We start from the raw sequence: 17,189 nt of genomic DNA on the forward strand, positions 1-17,189 counted from the left end.
CGTACATATCCGTTAGATAGGTACTCGCCAGACGAATCAGGGGCTGTAATACCCCACAGCCACCATCCAATGCCCCGCCTTGCGCACATAAGCATGCTTATTCTCAACCTTCCCGGTCACCGGGTTTTTCCAGCGGTATTTGTATTCGCCCTGATCCTGCTCGTCCATCAACGCGAGGATCGGTTCCCCGACAGGCCTGCCATCCGGGTCCTTGACCTTGGCGAAATCCGTGTTGATCAAACGCAGATCGGTGCCATGCGCCACATAGCGCCGCGTCTCCAGATCAACCACGAACACATAGAGATCATCCTGCAGGAAACCACCGTCCAATGAGTTGATCGCCTTGAGCGTTCCCGCTTCATCCTTCACCAACGCGTTCACCGCCTTGTTGCGCAGCGCCCGCGCCTGTTCCGGTGTGGCACGTGGCAGGTAGTAACCGACCGCCAGGATGCGCTCGCCCACGCGCTGGTAAAACACATGCTTGTGTTCGACCTTGCCGTCATTCCAGTTCTGCCAGCGATAGTCGGCCTGTTGAATACCCTGGCCTTCGGGCGCGTTGATGGCGTGTTTGAACGAGGCTTGCAGATCCGGACCGAGTACGGTGGACACGTCGCGACCGATCAAGGCCGAGGAGGGGCCGCCACTGGCCAGCAGTACGCCTTTGGTGTCGACCACGAAGACGTAGCGGTCCTGGTCGATGAATTCGCCCTGGCGACTGAAAGCGGCGAATGCCTTGTCGCCATTGTTCTGGTAGTAAACCAGGGCCTTTTCCAGCAACGCCTTGGCCGCTTGAGCGTCTGCGTCATTGGCCGTGTCGGCGTGCACCTGGCTGCCGCACAACAGCAGCAGCCAGGCGAGTCGTAGCAGTGTGTTCATCTACCCGTCCCTCGGTCTTGTTGGAATGACAAGAGCGTAGACGGTTCGGCGAACGATCAGAAGGGTTTGGTCGGCAGATATTTGCCGTCCAGGGTGATCACCGCGCGCGAACCCCCCTCCGGGTCTTCGACTTTCTTGATGTCCAGCTTGAAATTGATCGCGCTGATGATGCCGTCGCCAAACTGCTCATGCACCAGGGCCTTGAGGGTGGAGCCGTAGACCTGCAGCATTTCGTAGAACCGGTACATCGTCGGATCGGTCGGCACGCCGCCGGGGAAGCTGCCGCGCAGGGGCACGCTTTGCAGCAGGCGGCTGGCGTCCTCGTCCAGGCCGAGTTTGGCGCACACCACGTCGGCGGCGTCCTTGGGCAGCGGATGCTGGCCGAGCAGGGCGGCGGTGACGAAGGCCAGGCTCAGGCCGGTGCCGTCGGCGAGGTCCTGCCAGGACAGGTCCTTGCGCGCCTTGAGGTCGATAACGGTATCGGCCAGGGCCAGGCGAGGGGTTTGGGCAAAGTTCGATTGCAGCATGATGAAGTCCTCTTGGGTTGAATAGGGTTCAGGCGGCATGAGCGCGGGTGGTCGGGTGCTCGAGCAGGGACACGAAGCGTGCGCTGGGCCCGTCCAGTGCGTCGATGCCACCGGTTTCGATGTCGTATACCCAGCCGTGCAGGTTCAGCCGGCCTTGTTGCAGCGCCAGGGCGACGGATGGGTGAGTCTTGAGATTAGCCAACTGGGCGACTACGTTTTCACGCACCAGGGCATCCAGGCGCGCCGCGTCCGAGGCATGCTGGCGGGCGGCGTTGATGACCTTGGCCGACTCGGCATGGCGCAACCAGTTGGCTACTGCCGGCAGGTGGTCCAAGCAGGTGCAGGTGGAGATGGCGGTCATTGCGCCGCAGTCGGAGTGGCCGCAGATCACGATGTCGCTCACGCCGAGTACCGCCACCGCATATTCGACCGTGGCCGATACGCCGCCCGGTTCCGGCCCGTAGGAGGGCACGATATTGCCGGCATTGCGGATCACGAACAGGTCGCCGGGTTCCTGCTGGGTCAGCAACTCCGGGACGACACGGCTATCGGAGCACGACACGAACAGCGTGCCGGGGTTTTGCGTAGTGGCCAGGTGTTTGAACAGGTCGCTGCGCTGGGCAAAGGCGTCGCGCTGGAATTTGCGAAAGCCGTCGATGAGGTGCTGCATGAGGTTTGTCCTTGCGTGGCTGATGGGGCAAGGATGGAAGTTTTCGACTATAGCGTCCAAGACCGGCTTATTATGGTTTATATAAGTCCTGCCTATAGTTGGAGCGTCATTGATGCTGCTGCGCCATATCCGTTACCTGTTGGCCGTTGCCGAGCACCGCAATTTCACCCGCGCCGCTCAGGCGCTGCATGTGTCGCAGCCGACGTTGTCGCAACAGATCAAGCAACTTGAAGACACCCTGGGCGCGCCGCTGCTCGATCGTTCCGGGCGCAGCGTCAGCCTGACGGATGCGGGTCAGGCTTATGTGCGCTTTGCGCGGCTGGCGTTGCAGGACCTGGAGGCCGGCACTCGTGCGATGCATGACGTGCAGGACCTCAGCCGCGGGCATCTGCGCCTGGCGATGACCCCGACGTTTACCGCCTACCTGATCGGCCCGTTGCTGGCGCGGTTCCATGAGCTGTACCCAGGCATCACTTTGAGCGTCGAAGAGCTGACCCAGGACCGCATCGAAGCTGCGCTGGGCGAGGACTTGCTGGATATCGGCATCGGCTTTACCGGCGAGCATGGCGCGGATATCGAGTGTGAGGCGCTGTTTGCCGAAGCGTTGAGCGTGGTGGTACGGGCCGATCATGCCCAGGGGAGTCGGTCGGCGTGGTTCGAGCAGCCGCTGGTGTTGCTCGATCCTGGCTTTGCCACGCGCCGCTATATCGATGAGTACTGCCGCCGGCAAGGCGTGAACCCGCGCGTTGTCATGGAGGCCAATTCCATCGGCGCGATCATTGAAATCGTGCGTAACACCTCACTGGCGACCATCCTGCCCCAGGCACTGGCCCAGGCGCAGGCCGGGTTGCATGCCGTGGCCATCGAGCCGCCGCTGCCGCACCGCACCGTGGGGCTGCTCAGCCGCAGGGGCGCCTATCGCAGCGCTGCGTGCGCGGCCTTTGTCGCACTGATCAAGGCGTCGCCAGCCACTGACTGACTATGCCGTCATACACGCCGGTCGCCACGCTCAAGTGCAACCACTGGTCGACATAGCTTTTCCAGGCCACATCATCGCGCGGCAGCAGGAAGGCTTTCTGGCTGTACTGCATCTGCCGCTCGGGGTTGACCGCACACAGTCCCGGTTTTTGCTTTTGCTGGTAACGCGCTTCGCTGGCATCGGTGATCATCACGTCGGCCTTGCCCGCCAGCAGTTCGTCAAAAATGCTCACGTTGTCATGCAGGCGTATCTGCGCCTGGCCCAGATGGGTGCGCGCAAACACTTCATTGGTGCCGCCCGCCGGTTCGATCACCCGCACCTGGGGCTGGTTGATCTGCTCGACGCTCTGGTAGCGCTGCACGTCGGCGCAGCGCACCAGCGGGATCTTGCCGTCGACACCCAGCGGCTGGCTGAAGAAGGCTGTTTTCTGGCGCTCCAGTGACACCGAGATGCCGCCTACGGCGATGTCGCAGCGTTGGGCCAGAAAGTCCGGCATCAGGGTTTTCCAGGTGGTGGGCACCCAGGTGATCGTCGCGTTGAGGCTCTTGGCCAGGGACTCGGCCATGGCGATATCTATGCCCTGGTAGCGGCCATCGGCACGCAGCGAGGTGTAAGGCATGTAGTCACCGGTGGTGCACACCGTCAGCGTGCCGCGCTGAATAACCTCGTCCAGACGCGACGAATCGGGATCGGCCAGGGCGGTGGTTGCCACGCTCGCCAGTACACACAGGGCCAGAAGAGCTTTCATGCGGTCGAGTCCTTGGGGGGCAGGTCGGGCGATCATTATTTCCAGCGCGGGGCAGGGTGGCAAGGTGCCGGATTACGGTGCTGCGGCTTTCGACCTTTTTTTCACGTTGCGGTGGTTAAGCTGCCGATCAAGGTCGTTCACTTCAGCTATATCCACATGAGCACGCGATGTCGTCACAACCTCCATCCTCGATCGAGACCGAATTCACCGAGCGCTATGACCGTGAGCATGCCAGGGTCTGTGGTGACACCTGTCCGCCTGGGCTGTTGCAGCGTCTGGCTGCGTGGCGCGATGCTCGGTTGGTGCGCCATGCATTGAAGGTCGCCGGAGAGCCCGGATTGATCCTCGACCTGGCCTGCGGCTCCGGGCGGTTCTGGCCGGTGCTTGCAGAGCACGTCAATCGGGTGATCCTGGCGTCGGACCATTCCCCACAGATGCTCGACCATGCCCGCACCCATCACCCGGCGGCGTTGCTCAAACGCATCAAGACATTCCCCGGCTCGGCGTTTTCCATTGGCCTGTCAGCGAATGCGGTGGATTGCATCTTCTGCCTTGAGTTGTTTCGCCATGCGCCCGATACCGAGGTGCGCCTGGCCTTGCTGCGCGAATTCCACCGAGTCAGCCGCGACACCGTGATTGTGTCCGTGGACGCGCGTACACCGGTTGAGGATGAGTTTCGCCAGGCCGGTTTCAAGGTCTTGAATCACCGGGAGTTCCTGCCCGGCTCCAAACTCTGGTGTGTCTACGTCCTGCGTAAGAAGGGATAACTCCCGCCTGTCGGATTATTCTTCATAGTCTGTCTGAGTTTTCATGGTTGCCTGTGCACTGCGGATGCTCGCAAGTCCCTTTCGCGATATATACTGCGCGCCATTCTTCAAGGGAGAGCCGTGTGGCCATCGATATTCACTGGATCTGCGACAACGATAGCCTCGGCCAGCATTGCGCCCAATGGCAGCAGTTGCCATTCGTCGCCCTCGACACCGAATTCATGCGGGTCGACACCTTCTACCCCATCGCCGGGCTGATCCAGATCGGTGATGGCGTGCGCGCGTACCTGATCGATCCCCTGACCATCGACAACTGGCAACCCCTGGCCGATTTGCTGGAAAATCCGGGCGTGATCAAGGTGGTGCATGCCTGCAGCGAAGACCTGGAAGTGCTGTTACGCCTGACCGGCAGCCTGCCGGTGCCGTTGTTCGACACCCAGTTGGCTGCGGCCTACCTGAACCTCGGGTTCTCCATGGGGTACTCGCGGCTGGTGCAAGCGGTGCTGGACATCGATCTGCCCAAGGGCGAGACGCGCTCGGACTGGCTGCAGCGGCCCCTGTCCGACACCCAGGTGAGCTATGCCGCCGAAGACGCCGTACACCTGGCCGAAGTCTACATCCGCCTGCGCCCGCAATTGAGCGATGACAAATACGCCTGGGTCCTGGAAGACGGTGCCGAACTGGTGGCCAACCTGCGCCGCGAAGTCGACCCGTACGAGGTGTACCGCGACGCCAAGCTGGCCTGGAAACTGTCCCGCGCCCAGCTCGCCGTATTGCGTGAACTGTGCGCCTGGCGCGAGCAGCAGGCCCGCGCCCGTGACCTGCCGCGCAACCGCATCGTGCGTGAGCACTCGTTATGGCCCCTGGCCAAATCCCAGCCGGATAACCTCGCCGCCCTGGGCAAGATCGAAGACATGCACCCGCGCACCGTGCGTCAGGACGGCCAGTTCCTGCTCGACCTGATCAAGCGTGCGGGCAGCGTACCGATGGACCAATGGCCGCCTGCCGTGCCTGAACCGCTGCCGGTCGATGCCGCCGCGCTGATCAAGCAACTGCGCGCCCTGGGCCAGACGTTCGCCGAGCGCCTGGACATGGCGCCAGAACTGATGCTGCGCAAGAAAACCCTCGAAGCCCTGGTTAAAAGTGGCTACCCCGATGGGCCCTACCAATTACCCGATTCGCTGCGTGGCTGGCGCCGCGAATTGATGGGCCAGGCGCTGCTCGACAGCCTGGCCAGTGCCGGAGAACAGCCTTGAAACGTATTTGCTCGATTTATCGCAGCTTGAAAAAAGACGGCATGTACCTCTATGTCCTCAAGAGCGACGCCCTGGAACGGGTGCCGGAGCCGTTGATGGCTGCCTTCGGCAAACCCCATCACGCCTTCGACATGGTGCTGACCCCCGAGCGCAAACTGTCACGCGAGGACATCGCCGTGGTGCTGGAAAACCTCGACAAGCAGGGCTATCACCTGCAAATGCCGCCCGCCGAGGACGAATACATCGAGCACCTGCCTGAAGAGTTGCTGCGCCGCAACGACCCGATGTGATCGATCAGCGCCCGTATCAGGGCGCAGGCTGAATGGAATTGTATTAGAGGACGGTGGCCGTAAGGATGCGGGCGGCCGTCTGCACTGTTTTTGAAAGGTTTGAACCATGCGTGTTCTGATTGCTGAACAGGATCACCCGCTCTACGCTCAATTGCTGCGCGAAGCCGCGCCGGACCTTGAGGTACTGACCAGCGGCGACTCGGCCGAACTCTCGCGCCTGGCCGCCGATTGTCCAGTGTGGCTGGGCCAGCCGGACCTGCTGGCGACGCTGTTGCGCCAGGGCCATCATCCGCAGTGGTTGCAGTCGACCTGGGCCGGTATCACGCCACTGCTGGCCGAAGGCCTGCCGCGTGATTATCGCCTGACCCGTGCGGTCGGCATCTTTGGCCAGGTCATGGCCGAATTCGTCCTGACCTACATGCTCGGACACGAACGTGAAGTGCTGGCGCGGCTGGTCAGCCAGGTCGAACGCAAGTGGGACAGCCGCCAGGGCCAGAGCCTGGCGGGGCGCAAAGTGCTGGTGGTGGGCACCGGCGATATCGGCCAGAGCGTGGCGCAGTTCCTGCTGCCGTTTGGCGTCGAGCTGTATGGCATTGCCAGCCGGCCCCGCGAGCAGGCGCCGTTTATCGAAGTTGTCGGGCTCGATCAATTGGGCCGGCTGGTGGGAGAGGTGGATTATGTGATCAACCTGCTGCCCAACACCCCTGAAACCCATGATCTGTACGACGCCGCACTGTTCAAGCAATTCAAGCCGACCGCCTTGTTCATCAACGTCGGGCGCGGCGTGGCGGTGGTGGATGCCGACCTGGTCGAAGCCCTCAAGGAAGGACACCTGGCCGGAGCCGTGATCGACGTCTGCCGCCAGGAACCGCTGCCGCAACGCCACCCGTTCTGGACGGCGTGGGGCTTGCTGCTGACCGGGCACAGCTCGGCACCGACTTCGCCGTCGATGATGGTGCAGTTGTTTGTGCAGAATGTGCGGGCGTATCAGGCAAAACAGGCACTACGCGGGGAAGTGGATTTCGAACGCGGCTACTGACACGAACGCGGGCGTGGACAAAATGTGGGAGGGGGCTTGCCCCAATGCCGGTCTGTAGGAGCGAGCTGGCTCGCGAAAAACTCATAGGCACCGCGTTCATGCAGAAAGCACGCGTTATCGTTGACGTTTTTCGCGAGCAAGCTCGCTCCTACAAGCTGGCATTAGGGCTTGCCCCCTCCCACATTGGTTTTTGCGCAGGAATCAAAGACTGAAGTCACCTTCCGAGACCAGCTCGCTCAGCGGCTTGCGCGTACTCGGCGCTTCGCGGCCTTGCAGGTACTCGGGCAGGCTCGACTTGTCGCCCAGCTTGCCCACCGCCACGGCGGCATGCAGCGCATAGCCTGCGGGAATCTTCAGCTCTTTGCGGGTCAGTTCCTGATCGAAGCCGGCCATGCCATGGGTGTGCCAGCCGGCGAGGCTGGCTTGCAAGGCCAGGTGAGCCCAGGCGGCACCAGTGTCGAAGGTGTGCCACAGGGCCGGGGTTTCTTCCGTGGCGCCGGGGGCGATGAAATCGGTTTTCGAGGCGATGATCACCAGCGCCGACGCATGCTGCGCCCAGCCCCGGTTGAATTCATTGAGCAAACCCAGGAAGCGCTCCCAGTCCGGCGTGTCGCGGCGGGCATAGAGAAAGCGCCAGGGCTGCGAGTTGTAGGCCGAAGGTGCCCAGCGCGCCGCCTCGAAAAAACTCAGCAGGGTCTCCCGGGAGATGTTCTCGCCAGTGAAGGCGCGAGGCGACCAGCGCTCGGTAAACTGGGTGTGGATCGGATAATCGGCAACACGAGTCATGAGCAGTTCCTGATGGTCAATTCGGCGCTCAAAACTACTGTGCGGCCACCAGACTGACAAGTGTTGTTACACCGCCAGTCGTAAGCACTTGGCCCCGGAGGGCTTGGACACTAGACTGGCGGCCTTTGAACCTACCGATACTGATGCAGAGCCATGGCCGCCAAAGTCGAACCTTTCTGGATACGCAAAACTCTCGAACACCTCGACCAGGAGGAATGGGAGTCGTTGTGCGACGGCTGTGGCCTGTGCTGCCTGCAAAAGCTTGAGGATGAAGACGACAACAGCGTCTATTACACGCGCATCGCCTGCAAGCTGCTGGACCTGAAAACCTGCCAGTGCACCGACTATCCCAATCGTCGGGCCTCGGTGCCGGACTGTATCCAGCTCACCCCAGGGCAGGCCGACCAGTTCAAGTGGCTGCCGCCCACCTGCGGCTATCGCCTGGTGAGCGAGCGCAAGGATTTGCCCTTGTGGCACCACCTGGTCTGCGGCGACCGCGATGCCGTGCACCACGAACGCATTTCCCAGTCCGGGCGCATGCTCAGCGAAGGCAGCGTGCCAGAGGACGACTGGGAGGATTACCTGATCTTCCGTGCGGGGTGAACCAGGAATGTGTATGAGGGTGGAATTCAAGCTGGCGACAGCGGCGCTGTTACTGGCGCTGAGCATGCCGGCGTGGTGCGCCAAAAAAGTCGACCTGGATTACCACGTCAAACTTTTGCCCCAGAGCGATCAGGCCGAGGTGCGCGTGAGCCTGTCCCAGGGCTCTGCGGTGCGCAGCCTGGATTTCGACCTTGGCCCCGACGGCGACTACAGCGATTTCAAGGCCGATGGGCAATGGACGGTCGATGGTCGTCGTGGGCACTGGCAACCCGGCGTCGACAAAGCCAGCCTGAACTACCGCGTACGCCTGAGCCACGCGCACAAACCCGGCACCTACGAAGCGCGGATGACGCCGGCCTGGGCGCTGTTTCGCGGCGACGACCTGGTGCCCACAGCACGGCTGGACCAGCAGGACGGGGTCGAGCTGGTCTCGCGCCTGACGTTCGAGCTGCCGCCGGGCTGGAAAAGCGTCGAGACCGCCTGGCCGCGCGTCGGCAAGCACAAGTTTCGCATCGACAACGTGTCCCGCCTGTTCGACCGCCCCACCGGCTGGATGCTCGCAGGTAGCCTGGGCAGCCGGCGCATGCGCCTGGGACAGACCGACGTCACCGTGACCTCGCCCAAGGGCCAGGGCATGCGGCGCATGGATGTGCTGACGCTGCTGACCTTCGTGTGGCCGCAAGTGGAAGCCGCATTCCCGCGCCACCCGGCCAAGCTTTTGGTGGTGGGCGCCAGCGATCCGATGCGCCGTGGCGCCTTCTCGGCGCGTGACTCGATCTACCTCAACAGCCGCACGCCGCTGGTCAGTGAAGACGGCAGCAGCCCGTTGATCCGCGAGGTGGTGCAGGCCATCGCCCGTTTCAATGACCACGAGACCAGTGACTGGATCAGCGAAGGCCTGGCCGAGTACTACGCCATTGAACTGGTACGCCGCGCCGGGGGGATCACCGACGAGCGATATCAGACGATACAGGCGCGTTTGACGAAGGAGGGCAAGGACGTGACCAGTCTGCGTGGCGAACACGTCAGCGGCGCGACGGTGTCACGGGCGGTGGTGGTGTTACAGGAACTGGACCGGGAGATCCGCGTGAAAACCCATAACAAGCGTTCGCTGGACGACCTGGCGCAAGCGGTGATGCGCGCGGGCAGCGTGACCACGAAAGAGTTTGTGCAACTGGCCGAAAATATCATTGGCGAGTCGTCGGTGGTGCTCGATAGCAAACTGCTGCACTGATCTTCAGACCTTGCGCAAAGCAAATGTGGGAGGGGGCTTGCCCCCGGCCGTCTGTAGGAGCGAGCTTGCTCGCGAAAAACGTCAACGATAACGCGTGTCTTCTGAATGAACGCGGTGCCTGTGAGTTCTTCGCGAGCAAGCTCGCTCCTACAAAAGCCTAAACTGACTGGCATTAGGGCAAGCCCCCTCCCACATTTGAATCTCCAGCGGCCCGATTACTCGGCTTAGCCTGTGGTTTTCACCGCTTTTTCAGCCGCCACTTCAGCCTTGGTCTTCAAGTTCTTCAGTTCCGCGCCTGCTCGCTCGATCTTCGTACGTACGCTGTTCATTTCCTGGCGGCCTTGCTCCAGCTTGTCCTTGAGCGAACTGTGCCCGGTGAAACCGCGTGCCAGTGCCACGCCACCAATCGCCACCTGGATCAGCCCGAACAGACCGCCACGGCGCAGGCCTTTGCCTACCATCATCACGCCACCGGCCACCGAGCCGATGCGTTCCCAGCCGTGTACGTTCTGCGTGCGCTGGGCGTCGGGCTGCAGGTGTTCAATCACAGGTCGCAGGGTTTTGCTGTCGCTCATGATCCATCTCCAACAAAGGCAAGTGTCATTAGCTGACTGTCGGCGAGGGCCGCTTGTTCCCGCTGTTTCAGTACTTGGGGCCCGAGCGGGTGTTATTGCCCTTGGCCAGGCGGTCGTAGAGCACCACGTTGACGGTGGCGGCGAGGTTCATGCAGCCGGTGGTCGGGATGTAGACCACGTCCTCGCACCAGTCGCGGATCTCTTTGTCCAGCGAGCCGTCTTCTGGGCCGAAGATATACAGTGCGCGGTCCGGGTGGGTGTATTCGGGCAGCGGGCGGGCGCCCTCCACCAGTTCCACGGCCACGGGAATGCAGCCCAGGGGCAGGATCTTTTTCAGGTCATCGATGCCGATCAGCGGAATGTCGTGATGCACCTTCTTGGTGTCGGTGATGAAATCCCGCGCGCGCTCGTAACGCACGCCGGTATAGAACACCGAAGCCACGCCGTAGCAGCCGGCGGCGCGCATGACCGAGCCGACATTTTCGGGGGATTTGGGGTTATACAGACCGATGCAGCTGTAGCGTTTATTGCCCACGGGGAAGGGTGCCTTGCAGGAAAAACCGCGATTATACGGTCTCGGGCAGTGTGGTGCTTGAGCGATCGCTATCGGGGGCAAGTCGAATCGTTGCACCGCCCCTCCCACAGGGTAATACATTGCACATGTGGGAGGGGGCTTGCCCCCGATGAGGCCAGTACAGCCAACGATGATCTCAGTCGTCTTTCTTCATCAACCCCGCCAACGCCGCAAACGGGTTGTGCGTCGCCTTGGCAATCATCGGGCTGCTGGTGGAGCCTTCGCCGAAGTACTGCTGATCGGTGTAGCGCGAATGCTCGTTGTCATGGCAGTACAGGCACAGCAGTTCCCAATTGGAACCGTCCTGGGGATTGTCGTCATGATTGTGGTTGCGGTGGTGCACGGTCAGTTCGCTCAGGCGCTTGCCGGCGAATTCACGGGCGCAGCGGCCGCACACATGGGGGTACATTTTCAGGGCTTTATCGCGGTAGCCCATTTCCCGGTCGCGCTGGGCATCGGCGAGGATGCGGTCCAGCTTGGCGGTGTGGGAGGGCGGGTTGGTCGAGCTCATCATGGCTCCTGGCTATTGGGTGGTCACGGACAGGTTGATTCTAGCTAATCCCAGCGCAATTAGCCCTTGAGCTTTTCCGCAATCCAGATGGTGTGCCGCGTGCCTTTATTGCCATGGGCAAACACCTGCACTTCTTCGGACTTGAAACCGGCCTTGCGCAGTTTGTCGCTGAACAGCCTGTCGGCGCTGGCCGACCATACGGCGAGCACGCCCTTGGGGCGCAAGGCCTTGGCGCAGGCGGCCAGGCCACCGGCGGAGTAGAGCCAGCTGTTGGCTTTTTGCGTGAGGCCTTCAGGGCCGTTATCGACGTCGAGCATGATCGCGTCAAACCCCTGGGGCTCGGCCTGCAGCACCTTGGCCACGTCTTCCATGCGCACCACGGTGCGCGGGTCGAGCAAAGGGCGGCCGGACTTTTCGCCGAGCGGCCCACGATTCCACTCCACCACGCCCGGCACCAACTCCGCCACCACCACTTCGGCACTCTTGCCCAAATGCTTGAGCGCCGAGGCCAGGGTAAAGCCCATGCCCAGGCCGCCGATGAGTACCCGTGAGCCCGGGCGACCGGCGACTTTGCGGCACGGAATTTCCGCCAGGGCATCTTCGGAACCGTGCATGCGCGTGTTCATCAACTGGCCACCGTCACCGCCCTGGATCTTGATGACGAAATCCTCGCCGTATTCGAACAGGCACAAGGCGCCGCCGTTGTCGGGGATTGGAGTGGTGTCCAGCAGAACGAAACGTTTCATGGAAATCTCATTGGGAAGGGCATTCTTGCGCGGTTGGGAGTAGCCTTGTGACATTCCGGTCAGGCCATGGAGCCATCGATGAAGTGCAGCATTCTAACGGTCATTGTGCTTGGCGCGCTCACATTGGGTGCGGCGCAGGCGCAGGAGTTGCAAACCGTGCCGGTCGCCCCCGCGCCAACCCCCGGCGCACCGGGCACCCCAACGCCCACGTTGTACCCGCAGGTCACCCCGCCCGTCGTGCCCAAGACCAACGGCACGCCGCCGCTGGCGCCGATCGTGCTGCCGGCACCGCCCAAGGACCAGACTGTCCCGGGCCTGCAGCAGAACGACAACAAGCCGAAGACGCCCGGCGGTTAAAACTGTTGCGCCAGCAGTTGCCCATCCGCCATGCGCAGGCGTCTGGACAGGGCGATGGCAATCGCGCGGATGATCTTGGCCGCGACCCGGGGCGCTTCGTTGAGCATTTTTTCCAGGGCATCCTTGCCCAGGTTCAGCAGCACGCAATCGGTGGCCGCTATGCAACTGGCCGAGCGCCGTTCGCCGTCGAGCACCGCCATTTCGCCAAAGGCCCGGCCGCTGCGCAACGTGGCGATGGTCAGGCGTTGACCGGCGGGGTTGGTTTTCTGCACCGCCACCTGGCCGCTGTGGAGGATGCACATGAAGGTGCCGGCATCGCCCTCGAGGAAAATCACTTCTTCCCGGGCAATGCTGCTGATATTGAAATAGCCTGCGGCGATATGAAAATCTTCCGGCAGCAGCGGGTCGAACAACCCGCAGTCCATGAGCATGTCGCGGATTTCGTCGTTAAGCAGAGTGGGTTGTGACATGGCTGCAATCTTGGTCCATCAATTCTGTGGGCGTCCTGTGTTCAGACAGGACCGCCCGGCTAAGTTCCTGACTCACCTGTTCCTAAATCAGCTCGAGTGCCTTGAACACGAAGGCATATTCGAGGGCTACGTCTCGTAATCCCTGATAGCGACCGCTCATGCCGCCATGCCCGGCGCCCAGCTCGGTCTTGAGCAGCAGCAGGTTATCGTCCGTCTTCGTGTCGCGCAGTTTGGCCACCCACTTGGCCGCTTCCCAGTACTGCACGCGGCTGTCGTTGTAACCGGCAATCACCAGCAGGTGCGGGTAGGCCTGGGCACGCACGTTTTCGTACGGCGCATAGGCCTTGATGCGCGCATACACCTCGGGCTCCTGCGGGTTGCCCCATTCGTCGTACTCGGTGACGGTCAGCGGCAGCTCCGGGTCGAGCATGGTGTTGAGCACATCGACAAACGGCACTTCGGCGATCGCCGCCTGGAACAGCTCCGGGCGTTGGTTGAGCACCGCACCGATCAACAGGCCGCCGGCGCTGCCGCCGCTGATCGCCAATTGCCTGGAGGTGGTCAGGCCCTGGGCGATGAGGTGTTCGGCGCAGGCGATGAAATCGCTGAAGGTGTTCTGTTTGTGTTCCTGCTTGCCGTTGCGGTACCAGGCTTCACCCAGCTCGCCACCGCCGCGCACATGCGCGATGGCAAACGCCACGCCTCGGTCCAGCAGGCTCAGGCGTGCATGGGAGAACCATGGGTCCAGGCTTGATCCATACGCGCCGTAGCCATACAGGTACAGCGGCGTCGGCTTGCCGAGCCGGTCACGCTTGACCACCAGGCTGATCGGCACCTGAGTGCCGTCGGCGGAGGTGGCCCACAAGCGCTGGCTGACATAATCGTCGGCGTTGAACACACCCAGTACCGGGGTTTCCTTGAGCACCTGCTGTGCACCGCTGGCCAGTTCCAGCTGACGCACCTGGGCCGGACGGTTCAGTGCTTCATAGCGCAGGCGAATCCTGTCGCTGGCAAATTCCAGGCTGTTCTGTACGTAGAGGCTGTAAGCCGCGTCAGGCAGTTCCACGCGATAGGCCGCTACGCCCTCAGGATGCACTTCGATCACCGGCAGGCCACCGATGCGCAGGCTCAGGGTCATGGCGCTGGCGTTGAGGCTGACGCCGTCGAGCATCACCTCGTCGCTGTGGGGGATCAGGTTCTGCCAGTCGGCTTCGATCGGGGGCGTGCCGGTGTCAGGCGCGACGAACAGCGCGTAGTTGATACCGTCGCGGTTGCTGCGGATAAACCAGGTCCACTGGCCGTTCAACTGGCCGTGATCGACATCGTATTCGTGGTCTTCCACCCGCGGCGCCAGGCAGGTGAAGTCCAGGTGCGGCTGGTCGGCGTCCAGAGCCCAGATCTCGCTGGTGGTCTTGCTGCCCAGGGCCAGCAGCAATTGGCGCTCGGAGCTGGAGCGGTAGCAATGCAGGAAGAAGCGTCCGTCGGGTTCGTGGAACACTTCCTGCGCCGCCGTGCCGTCCAGGCGGTAGCGGTAAAGCTTGTGCGGACGATGAGTGTCGTCCAGTTCGCCGAAGAACAGCGTGATGCTGTCGTTGGCCCAGGTCATGCTGCCGTCGCAGTTGTCGAACGCCAGTTCACTGACCTTGTCGGTCGCCAATTCCTTCACGTACAGGGTGTAGATCTCTTCACCCGTGGTGTCGAGGCTGTAGGCCAGGCGCTGATGATCGGGGCTGATGCTGAACGCGCCGAGGGAGAAAAAACCGCCATTGGCCAGCACGTTCGGGTCCAGCAGCAATTGTTCGCTGCTGTCATCCACCTGGTTGCTGTCATCGGCCGGGCGCCGGCAGCGGTAGTGACGCGCGTATTCGTCACCGGCGGTGGTGCGCGTGTAATACAGGTAAGGACCCCAGGGGGAGGGCAGCGACAGGTCGGTTTCCAGGATACGGCCCTTGATCTCCTCGAACAGTGTCTCGCGCAGCGCCTGCTGGTCGGCGAGCTGGGTTTCCTGCCAGGCGTTTTCCGCCTTGAGGTAATCGAGGACTTCAGGGGTGTCACGTTCCTGCAGCCAGGCGTACGGGTCTGGGCCTGGGGCCTTGCGGGCAATCGGTGCGGATGAAATAGGCATGGATAATTCTCTATCTGGCAGACGGTGGCCGGCATTGCAGCCGCGACACGCAAAAGCCGTTATCATAGCCGCCTCTTTGCCAGCCTTGCCATGGACACCATGACCGAGAACGACTATCTGACCGCTTGGGGCCTTTACGCCTTCGCCGCTTTGGGCTGCCTGTTGGTGTGGTGGCGCATGACCCGCTGGATCTGGCGCTGGCTGCGCGAGCCGTTGCAGTTACTGATGGCGGTGCTGTTGCTCAGCCCCACCATCGTCGACCCGATCAAGACCCAGTTCGCGCCGGCCGTGGCGATCACCGCCCTGGACCTGCTGCTCAAGGTCGGCAATAACGCTTGGCGCGCCATCTCCGACCTGTTCATGTACACCATGATCGTGTTTGCGCTGTACATCGTGTTCGTACTGATCCGCTGGCCCATCGAGCGCGCCGCCAACGTCCGTCGCGAACGCAAGGCCGCCACCGATGCCGCGCTGGCCGCCGAGCCGGAAGAAGACGAACCGTTCCGTCGCCCGGCTCCCGCCCCCGGCATGCGGGTCGAACCGCGCCTTTAACGTTGTCCGCCCTGCAGCGAGAGCCCCGGCATGTGTGAATTATTGGGCATGAGTGCCAACGTCCCCACCGATATCGTGTTCAGCTTCACCGGGCTGATGCAGCGGGGCGGGCGAACCGGCCCGCACCGCGACGGTTGGGGCATCGCCTTCTACGAAGGCCGTGGCCTGCGGCTGTTCCAGGACCCGGCCGCGAGCAGCGAGTCGGAAGTCGCGCTGCTGGTGCAGCGCTATCCCATCAAGAGCGAAGTGGTGATCGGCCATATCCGCCAGGCCAACGTGGGCAAGGTGAGCCTGGCCAATACCCACCCGTTCGTGCGCGAACTGTGGGGGCGCAACTGGTGTTTTGCGCACAACGGCCAGTTGGCGGACTTCGCCCCCCGCGCCACCTTCTACCGACCGGTGGGCGACACCGACAGTGAAGCGGCGTTCTGCGACTTGCTCAACCGTGTGCGTGAAGCCTTCCCGGAACCGGTGGACATCGAGCAGATGCTGCCGGACCTGATCGCCGCCTGCGCCGAATATCGCAGTAAAGGCGTGTTCAACTGCCTGCTCAGCGATGGCGACTGGCTGTTTTGCTACTGTTCGACCAAGTTGGCGCAGATTACCCGACGCGCGCCGTTTGGCCCGGCCCGCTTGAAAGATGTCGACGTGATCGTGGATTTTCAGGCCGAAACCACCCCCAATGACGTGGTAACGGTGATCGCCACCGAACCGCTGACCGACAATGAAAACTGGACCCGCTACGAACCGGGCCAATGGAGCCTGTGGCGACGCGGTGAATGCGTCAGCCAGGGCGTTACCGAATAAGGAATCGACCATGTTGCTCAGCTATCTGCGGTTGGTGCTGTTTGCCATAGGTTTGTTGGTCGGCGTGCAAGTGCCGGGGTTTATCAGCGATTACGCCAAGCGCGTCGAAGCCCACCTCATCGAGGCCCAGACGGGCCTGAGCGGGTTCGAGTCCACCGCGCGGCAGTTCTTCAACGGCGACATGCAAGCCCTGGTGGCGCATTACCGTGCCAGCGATGACCCGGTGTTCCAGAGCGACGCCAGCAGCCTGGGCGCGATGCTCGACCGTCAGCTGGAGTTGGACAAGCAATTCCAGGCCATGCAAGGCCCCTGGTACATCCGCGCCCTGCAAGTGGCGGTGGCCGCCGATCCGGATATTCGCCTGGAAACCTGGAATGGCTACAGCTACCAGATCCTGCTGACGCCCGAGGCCATGGGTTGGGGGCTTGGCGGGGCGATGCTGCTGTCGTTCGGTATCGAATGCCTGTATCGCCTGATCGATTGGGTGGTGCTGGGCGGCCGGCGCCTGCGCCAGAGCCGGCCGATTGAAGAGCGGGACCTGAAGGGGCTCTAAGTCCTGGCACACATCCAATGTGGGAGGGGGCTTGCCCTAATGCCAGTCAGTTAAGCGTACGTGGCCCTCTGTAGGAGCGAGCTTGCTCGCGAAAAACTCACAGGCACCGCGTTCATTCAGGAAGCACGCGTTATCGTTGACGTT

Annotated in this window: 22 protein-coding genes; 11 read left to right on the forward strand and 11 right to left on the reverse strand. The window is 62.4% G+C overall.

Going from position 1 to position 17,189, the window contains the following annotated elements:
- Positions 1 to 36: 36 nt before the first annotated feature.
- Genes MRY17_RS07110 through MRY17_RS07120 form a run of 3 tightly spaced genes read right to left on the reverse strand, consistent with a single transcriptional unit; the run spans position 37 to position 2,073 of the window.
- The gene (locus tag MRY17_RS07110) at positions 37 to 876 is read right to left on the reverse strand and encodes a cache domain-containing protein (RefSeq protein ID WP_243353488.1); all 840 of its coding nucleotides are present in this window, start codon (positions 874 to 876) and stop codon (positions 37 to 39) included.
- 56 nt (positions 877 to 932) lie between these two features.
- Complete coding sequence (gene cynS, locus MRY17_RS07115) at positions 933 to 1,403, reverse strand: cyanase (protein WP_181284010.1); 471 nt, start codon at positions 1,401 to 1,403, stop codon at positions 933 to 935.
- 28 nt (positions 1,404 to 1,431) lie between these two features.
- Positions 1,432 to 2,073, reverse strand: a complete 642-nt coding sequence (locus MRY17_RS07120; protein WP_181284011.1) for a carbonic anhydrase — start codon at positions 2,071 to 2,073, stop codon at positions 1,432 to 1,434.
- A 112-nt stretch (positions 2,074 to 2,185) separates the two neighbouring features.
- Here MRY17_RS07120 and cynR point away from each other — a divergent pair, with 112 nt between their 5' ends.
- The gene (gene cynR / locus MRY17_RS07125; RefSeq protein WP_243353489.1) at positions 2,186 to 3,052 is read left to right on the forward strand and encodes a transcriptional regulator CynR; all 867 of its coding nucleotides are present in this window, start codon (positions 2,186 to 2,188) and stop codon (positions 3,050 to 3,052) included.
- On the opposite strand, the gene MRY17_RS07130 is transcribed toward cynR, so the two are convergent.
- Complete coding sequence (locus MRY17_RS07130) at positions 3,027 to 3,800, reverse strand: transporter substrate-binding domain-containing protein (RefSeq protein WP_243353490.1); 774 nt, start codon at positions 3,798 to 3,800, stop codon at positions 3,027 to 3,029. The genes cynR and MRY17_RS07130 overlap by 26 nt on opposite strands.
- Positions 3,801 to 3,967: 167 nt before the next feature.
- Between MRY17_RS07130 and MRY17_RS07135 the strand changes: the two genes are divergently transcribed.
- The 4 genes from MRY17_RS07135 (at position 3,968) to MRY17_RS07150 (ending at position 7,152) form a co-directional block, all read left to right on the forward strand.
- Positions 3,968 to 4,567 (forward strand): class I SAM-dependent methyltransferase, encoded by a 600-nt coding sequence (locus MRY17_RS07135; RefSeq protein ID WP_243353491.1) that lies wholly within the window; start codon positions 3,968 to 3,970, stop codon positions 4,565 to 4,567.
- 122 nt (positions 4,568 to 4,689) lie between these two features.
- On the forward strand, positions 4,690 to 5,823 hold the full coding sequence (rnd, locus tag MRY17_RS07140; protein ID WP_181284015.1) for a ribonuclease D: 1,134 nt from the start codon (positions 4,690 to 4,692) through the stop codon (positions 5,821 to 5,823).
- On the forward strand, positions 5,820 to 6,113 hold the full coding sequence (locus MRY17_RS07145) for a YcgL domain-containing protein (protein ID WP_124357485.1): 294 nt from the start codon (positions 5,820 to 5,822) through the stop codon (positions 6,111 to 6,113). Before rnd ends, MRY17_RS07145 begins: the two co-directional genes overlap by 4 nt.
- Before the next feature lie 106 nt (positions 6,114 to 6,219).
- A complete protein-coding gene (locus tag MRY17_RS07150; RefSeq protein WP_243353492.1) occupies positions 6,220 to 7,152 on the forward strand; it encodes a D-2-hydroxyacid dehydrogenase in 933 nt (310 codons plus the stop codon).
- 201 nt (positions 7,153 to 7,353) lie between these two features.
- Here the strand turns inward: MRY17_RS07150 and MRY17_RS07155 are convergent, their stop codons facing one another.
- A complete protein-coding gene (locus MRY17_RS07155; protein WP_181283989.1) occupies positions 7,354 to 7,938 on the reverse strand; it encodes a nitroreductase family protein in 585 nt (194 codons plus the stop codon).
- A 153-nt stretch (positions 7,939 to 8,091) separates the two neighbouring features.
- Here MRY17_RS07155 and MRY17_RS07160 point away from each other — a divergent pair, with 153 nt between their 5' ends.
- Positions 8,092 to 8,541, forward strand: coding sequence for a YcgN family cysteine cluster protein (locus MRY17_RS07160; protein WP_003172524.1), 450 nt, complete (start codon positions 8,092 to 8,094; stop codon positions 8,539 to 8,541).
- Positions 8,542 to 8,554: 13 nt separating this feature from the next.
- Complete coding sequence (locus MRY17_RS07165; RefSeq protein ID WP_243353493.1) at positions 8,555 to 9,775, forward strand: hypothetical protein; 1,221 nt, start codon at positions 8,555 to 8,557, stop codon at positions 9,773 to 9,775.
- Positions 9,776 to 9,999: 224 nt separating this feature from the next.
- Here MRY17_RS07165 and MRY17_RS07170 read toward each other — a convergent pair whose 3' ends face one another.
- The 4 genes from MRY17_RS07170 to MRY17_RS07185 all read right to left on the reverse strand — a co-directional run bounded on the left by MRY17_RS07170 (position 10,000) and on the right by MRY17_RS07185 (position 12,181).
- Positions 10,000 to 10,350 (reverse strand): YgaP family membrane protein, encoded by a 351-nt coding sequence (locus MRY17_RS07170; RefSeq protein ID WP_057723015.1) that lies wholly within the window; start codon positions 10,348 to 10,350, stop codon positions 10,000 to 10,002.
- A 67-nt stretch (positions 10,351 to 10,417) separates the two neighbouring features.
- A complete protein-coding gene (locus tag MRY17_RS07175) occupies positions 10,418 to 10,885 on the reverse strand; it encodes an RNA methyltransferase (RefSeq protein ID WP_003189607.1) in 468 nt (155 codons plus the stop codon).
- Positions 10,886 to 11,060: 175 nt separating this feature from the next.
- Positions 11,061 to 11,435 carry a YajD family HNH nuclease gene (locus MRY17_RS07180; protein ID WP_243353494.1) on the reverse strand — a complete coding sequence of 125 codons (375 nt, stop codon included), beginning with the start codon at positions 11,433 to 11,435 and terminating at the stop codon, positions 11,061 to 11,063.
- 59 nt (positions 11,436 to 11,494) lie between these two features.
- The gene (locus tag MRY17_RS07185; protein WP_181283992.1) at positions 11,495 to 12,181 is read right to left on the reverse strand and encodes a spermidine synthase; all 687 of its coding nucleotides are present in this window, start codon (positions 12,179 to 12,181) and stop codon (positions 11,495 to 11,497) included.
- A 78-nt stretch (positions 12,182 to 12,259) separates the two neighbouring features.
- On the opposite strand from MRY17_RS07185, the gene MRY17_RS07190 reads away from it, so the two are divergent.
- Positions 12,260 to 12,538, forward strand: coding sequence for a hypothetical protein (locus MRY17_RS07190; protein WP_181283993.1), 279 nt, complete (start codon positions 12,260 to 12,262; stop codon positions 12,536 to 12,538).
- Here the strand turns inward: MRY17_RS07190 and MRY17_RS07195 are convergent.
- Both MRY17_RS07195 and MRY17_RS07200 read right to left on the reverse strand, forming a co-directional pair.
- A complete protein-coding gene (locus MRY17_RS07195; RefSeq protein WP_057723011.1) occupies positions 12,535 to 13,008 on the reverse strand; it encodes a cyclic nucleotide-binding domain-containing protein in 474 nt (157 codons plus the stop codon). The genes MRY17_RS07190 and MRY17_RS07195 overlap by 4 nt on opposite strands.
- An 82-nt stretch (positions 13,009 to 13,090) precedes the next feature.
- The gene (locus MRY17_RS07200; RefSeq protein WP_181283994.1) at positions 13,091 to 15,133 is read right to left on the reverse strand and encodes a S9 family peptidase; all 2,043 of its coding nucleotides are present in this window, start codon (positions 15,131 to 15,133) and stop codon (positions 13,091 to 13,093) included.
- A 24-nt stretch (positions 15,134 to 15,157) separates the two neighbouring features.
- Here MRY17_RS07200 and MRY17_RS07205 point away from each other — a divergent pair, with 24 nt between their 5' ends.
- Genes MRY17_RS07205 through MRY17_RS07215 form a run of 3 tightly spaced genes read left to right on the forward strand, consistent with a single transcriptional unit; the run spans position 15,158 to position 17,045 of the window.
- A complete protein-coding gene (locus MRY17_RS07205) occupies positions 15,158 to 15,685 on the forward strand; it encodes an MFS transporter (protein WP_243353495.1) in 528 nt (175 codons plus the stop codon).
- Positions 15,686 to 15,715: 30 nt separating this feature from the next.
- Positions 15,716 to 16,492: a class II glutamine amidotransferase gene (locus tag MRY17_RS07210; protein WP_243353496.1), complete on the forward strand. Its 777-nt coding sequence runs from the start codon at positions 15,716 to 15,718 to the stop codon at positions 16,490 to 16,492.
- 10 nt (positions 16,493 to 16,502) lie between these two features.
- On the forward strand, positions 16,503 to 17,045 hold the full coding sequence (locus MRY17_RS07215) for a DUF2937 family protein (RefSeq protein WP_243353497.1): 543 nt from the start codon (positions 16,503 to 16,505) through the stop codon (positions 17,043 to 17,045).
- Positions 17,046 to 17,189 lie beyond the last annotated feature (144 nt).

Origin of the sequence: Pseudomonas orientalis, from assembly GCF_022807995.1 — a bacterium.
In the GTDB taxonomy this organism is placed as follows: domain Bacteria; phylum Pseudomonadota; class Gammaproteobacteria; order Pseudomonadales; family Pseudomonadaceae; genus Aquipseudomonas; species Aquipseudomonas orientalis_B.

Bases quoted from the DNA above. Each gene is read 5' to 3' on its own strand.
- MRY17_RS07110 (WP_243353488.1), bottom strand. From the start codon at position 876: ATGAACACACTGCTACGACTCGCCTGGCTGCTGCTGTTGTGCGGCAGC.
- cynS (WP_181284010.1), bottom strand. From the start codon at position 1,403: ATGCTGCAATCGAACTTTGCCCAAACCCCTCGCCTGGCCCTGGCCGAT.
- MRY17_RS07120 (WP_181284011.1), bottom strand. From the start codon at position 2,073: ATGCAGCACCTCATCGACGGCTTTCGCAAATTCCAGCGCGACGCCTTT.
- cynR (WP_243353489.1), top strand. From the start codon at position 2,186: ATGCTGCTGCGCCATATCCGTTACCTGTTGGCCGTTGCCGAGCACCGC.
- MRY17_RS07130 (WP_243353490.1), bottom strand. From the start codon at position 3,800: ATGAAAGCTCTTCTGGCCCTGTGTGTACTGGCGAGCGTGGCAACCACC.
- MRY17_RS07135 (WP_243353491.1), top strand. From the start codon at position 3,968: ATGTCGTCACAACCTCCATCCTCGATCGAGACCGAATTCACCGAGCGC.
- MRY17_RS07150 (WP_243353492.1), top strand. From the start codon at position 6,220: ATGCGTGTTCTGATTGCTGAACAGGATCACCCGCTCTACGCTCAATTG.
- MRY17_RS07155 (WP_181283989.1), bottom strand. From the start codon at position 7,938: ATGACTCGTGTTGCCGATTATCCGATCCACACCCAGTTTACCGAGCGC.
- MRY17_RS07160 (WP_003172524.1), top strand. From the start codon at position 8,092: ATGGCCGCCAAAGTCGAACCTTTCTGGATACGCAAAACTCTCGAACAC.
- MRY17_RS07165 (WP_243353493.1), top strand. From the start codon at position 8,555: ATGAGGGTGGAATTCAAGCTGGCGACAGCGGCGCTGTTACTGGCGCTG.
- MRY17_RS07170 (WP_057723015.1), bottom strand. From the start codon at position 10,350: ATGAGCGACAGCAAAACCCTGCGACCTGTGATTGAACACCTGCAGCCC.
- MRY17_RS07180 (WP_243353494.1), bottom strand. From the start codon at position 11,435: ATGAGCTCGACCAACCCGCCCTCCCACACCGCCAAGCTGGACCGCATC.
- MRY17_RS07185 (WP_181283992.1), bottom strand. From the start codon at position 12,181: ATGAAACGTTTCGTTCTGCTGGACACCACTCCAATCCCCGACAACGGC.
- MRY17_RS07190 (WP_181283993.1), top strand. From the start codon at position 12,260: ATGAAGTGCAGCATTCTAACGGTCATTGTGCTTGGCGCGCTCACATTG.
- MRY17_RS07195 (WP_057723011.1), bottom strand. From the start codon at position 13,008: ATGTCACAACCCACTCTGCTTAACGACGAAATCCGCGACATGCTCATG.
- MRY17_RS07200 (WP_181283994.1), bottom strand. From the start codon at position 15,133: ATGCCTATTTCATCCGCACCGATTGCCCGCAAGGCCCCAGGCCCAGAC.
- MRY17_RS07210 (WP_243353496.1), top strand. From the start codon at position 15,716: ATGTGTGAATTATTGGGCATGAGTGCCAACGTCCCCACCGATATCGTG.
- MRY17_RS07215 (WP_243353497.1), top strand. From the start codon at position 16,503: ATGTTGCTCAGCTATCTGCGGTTGGTGCTGTTTGCCATAGGTTTGTTG.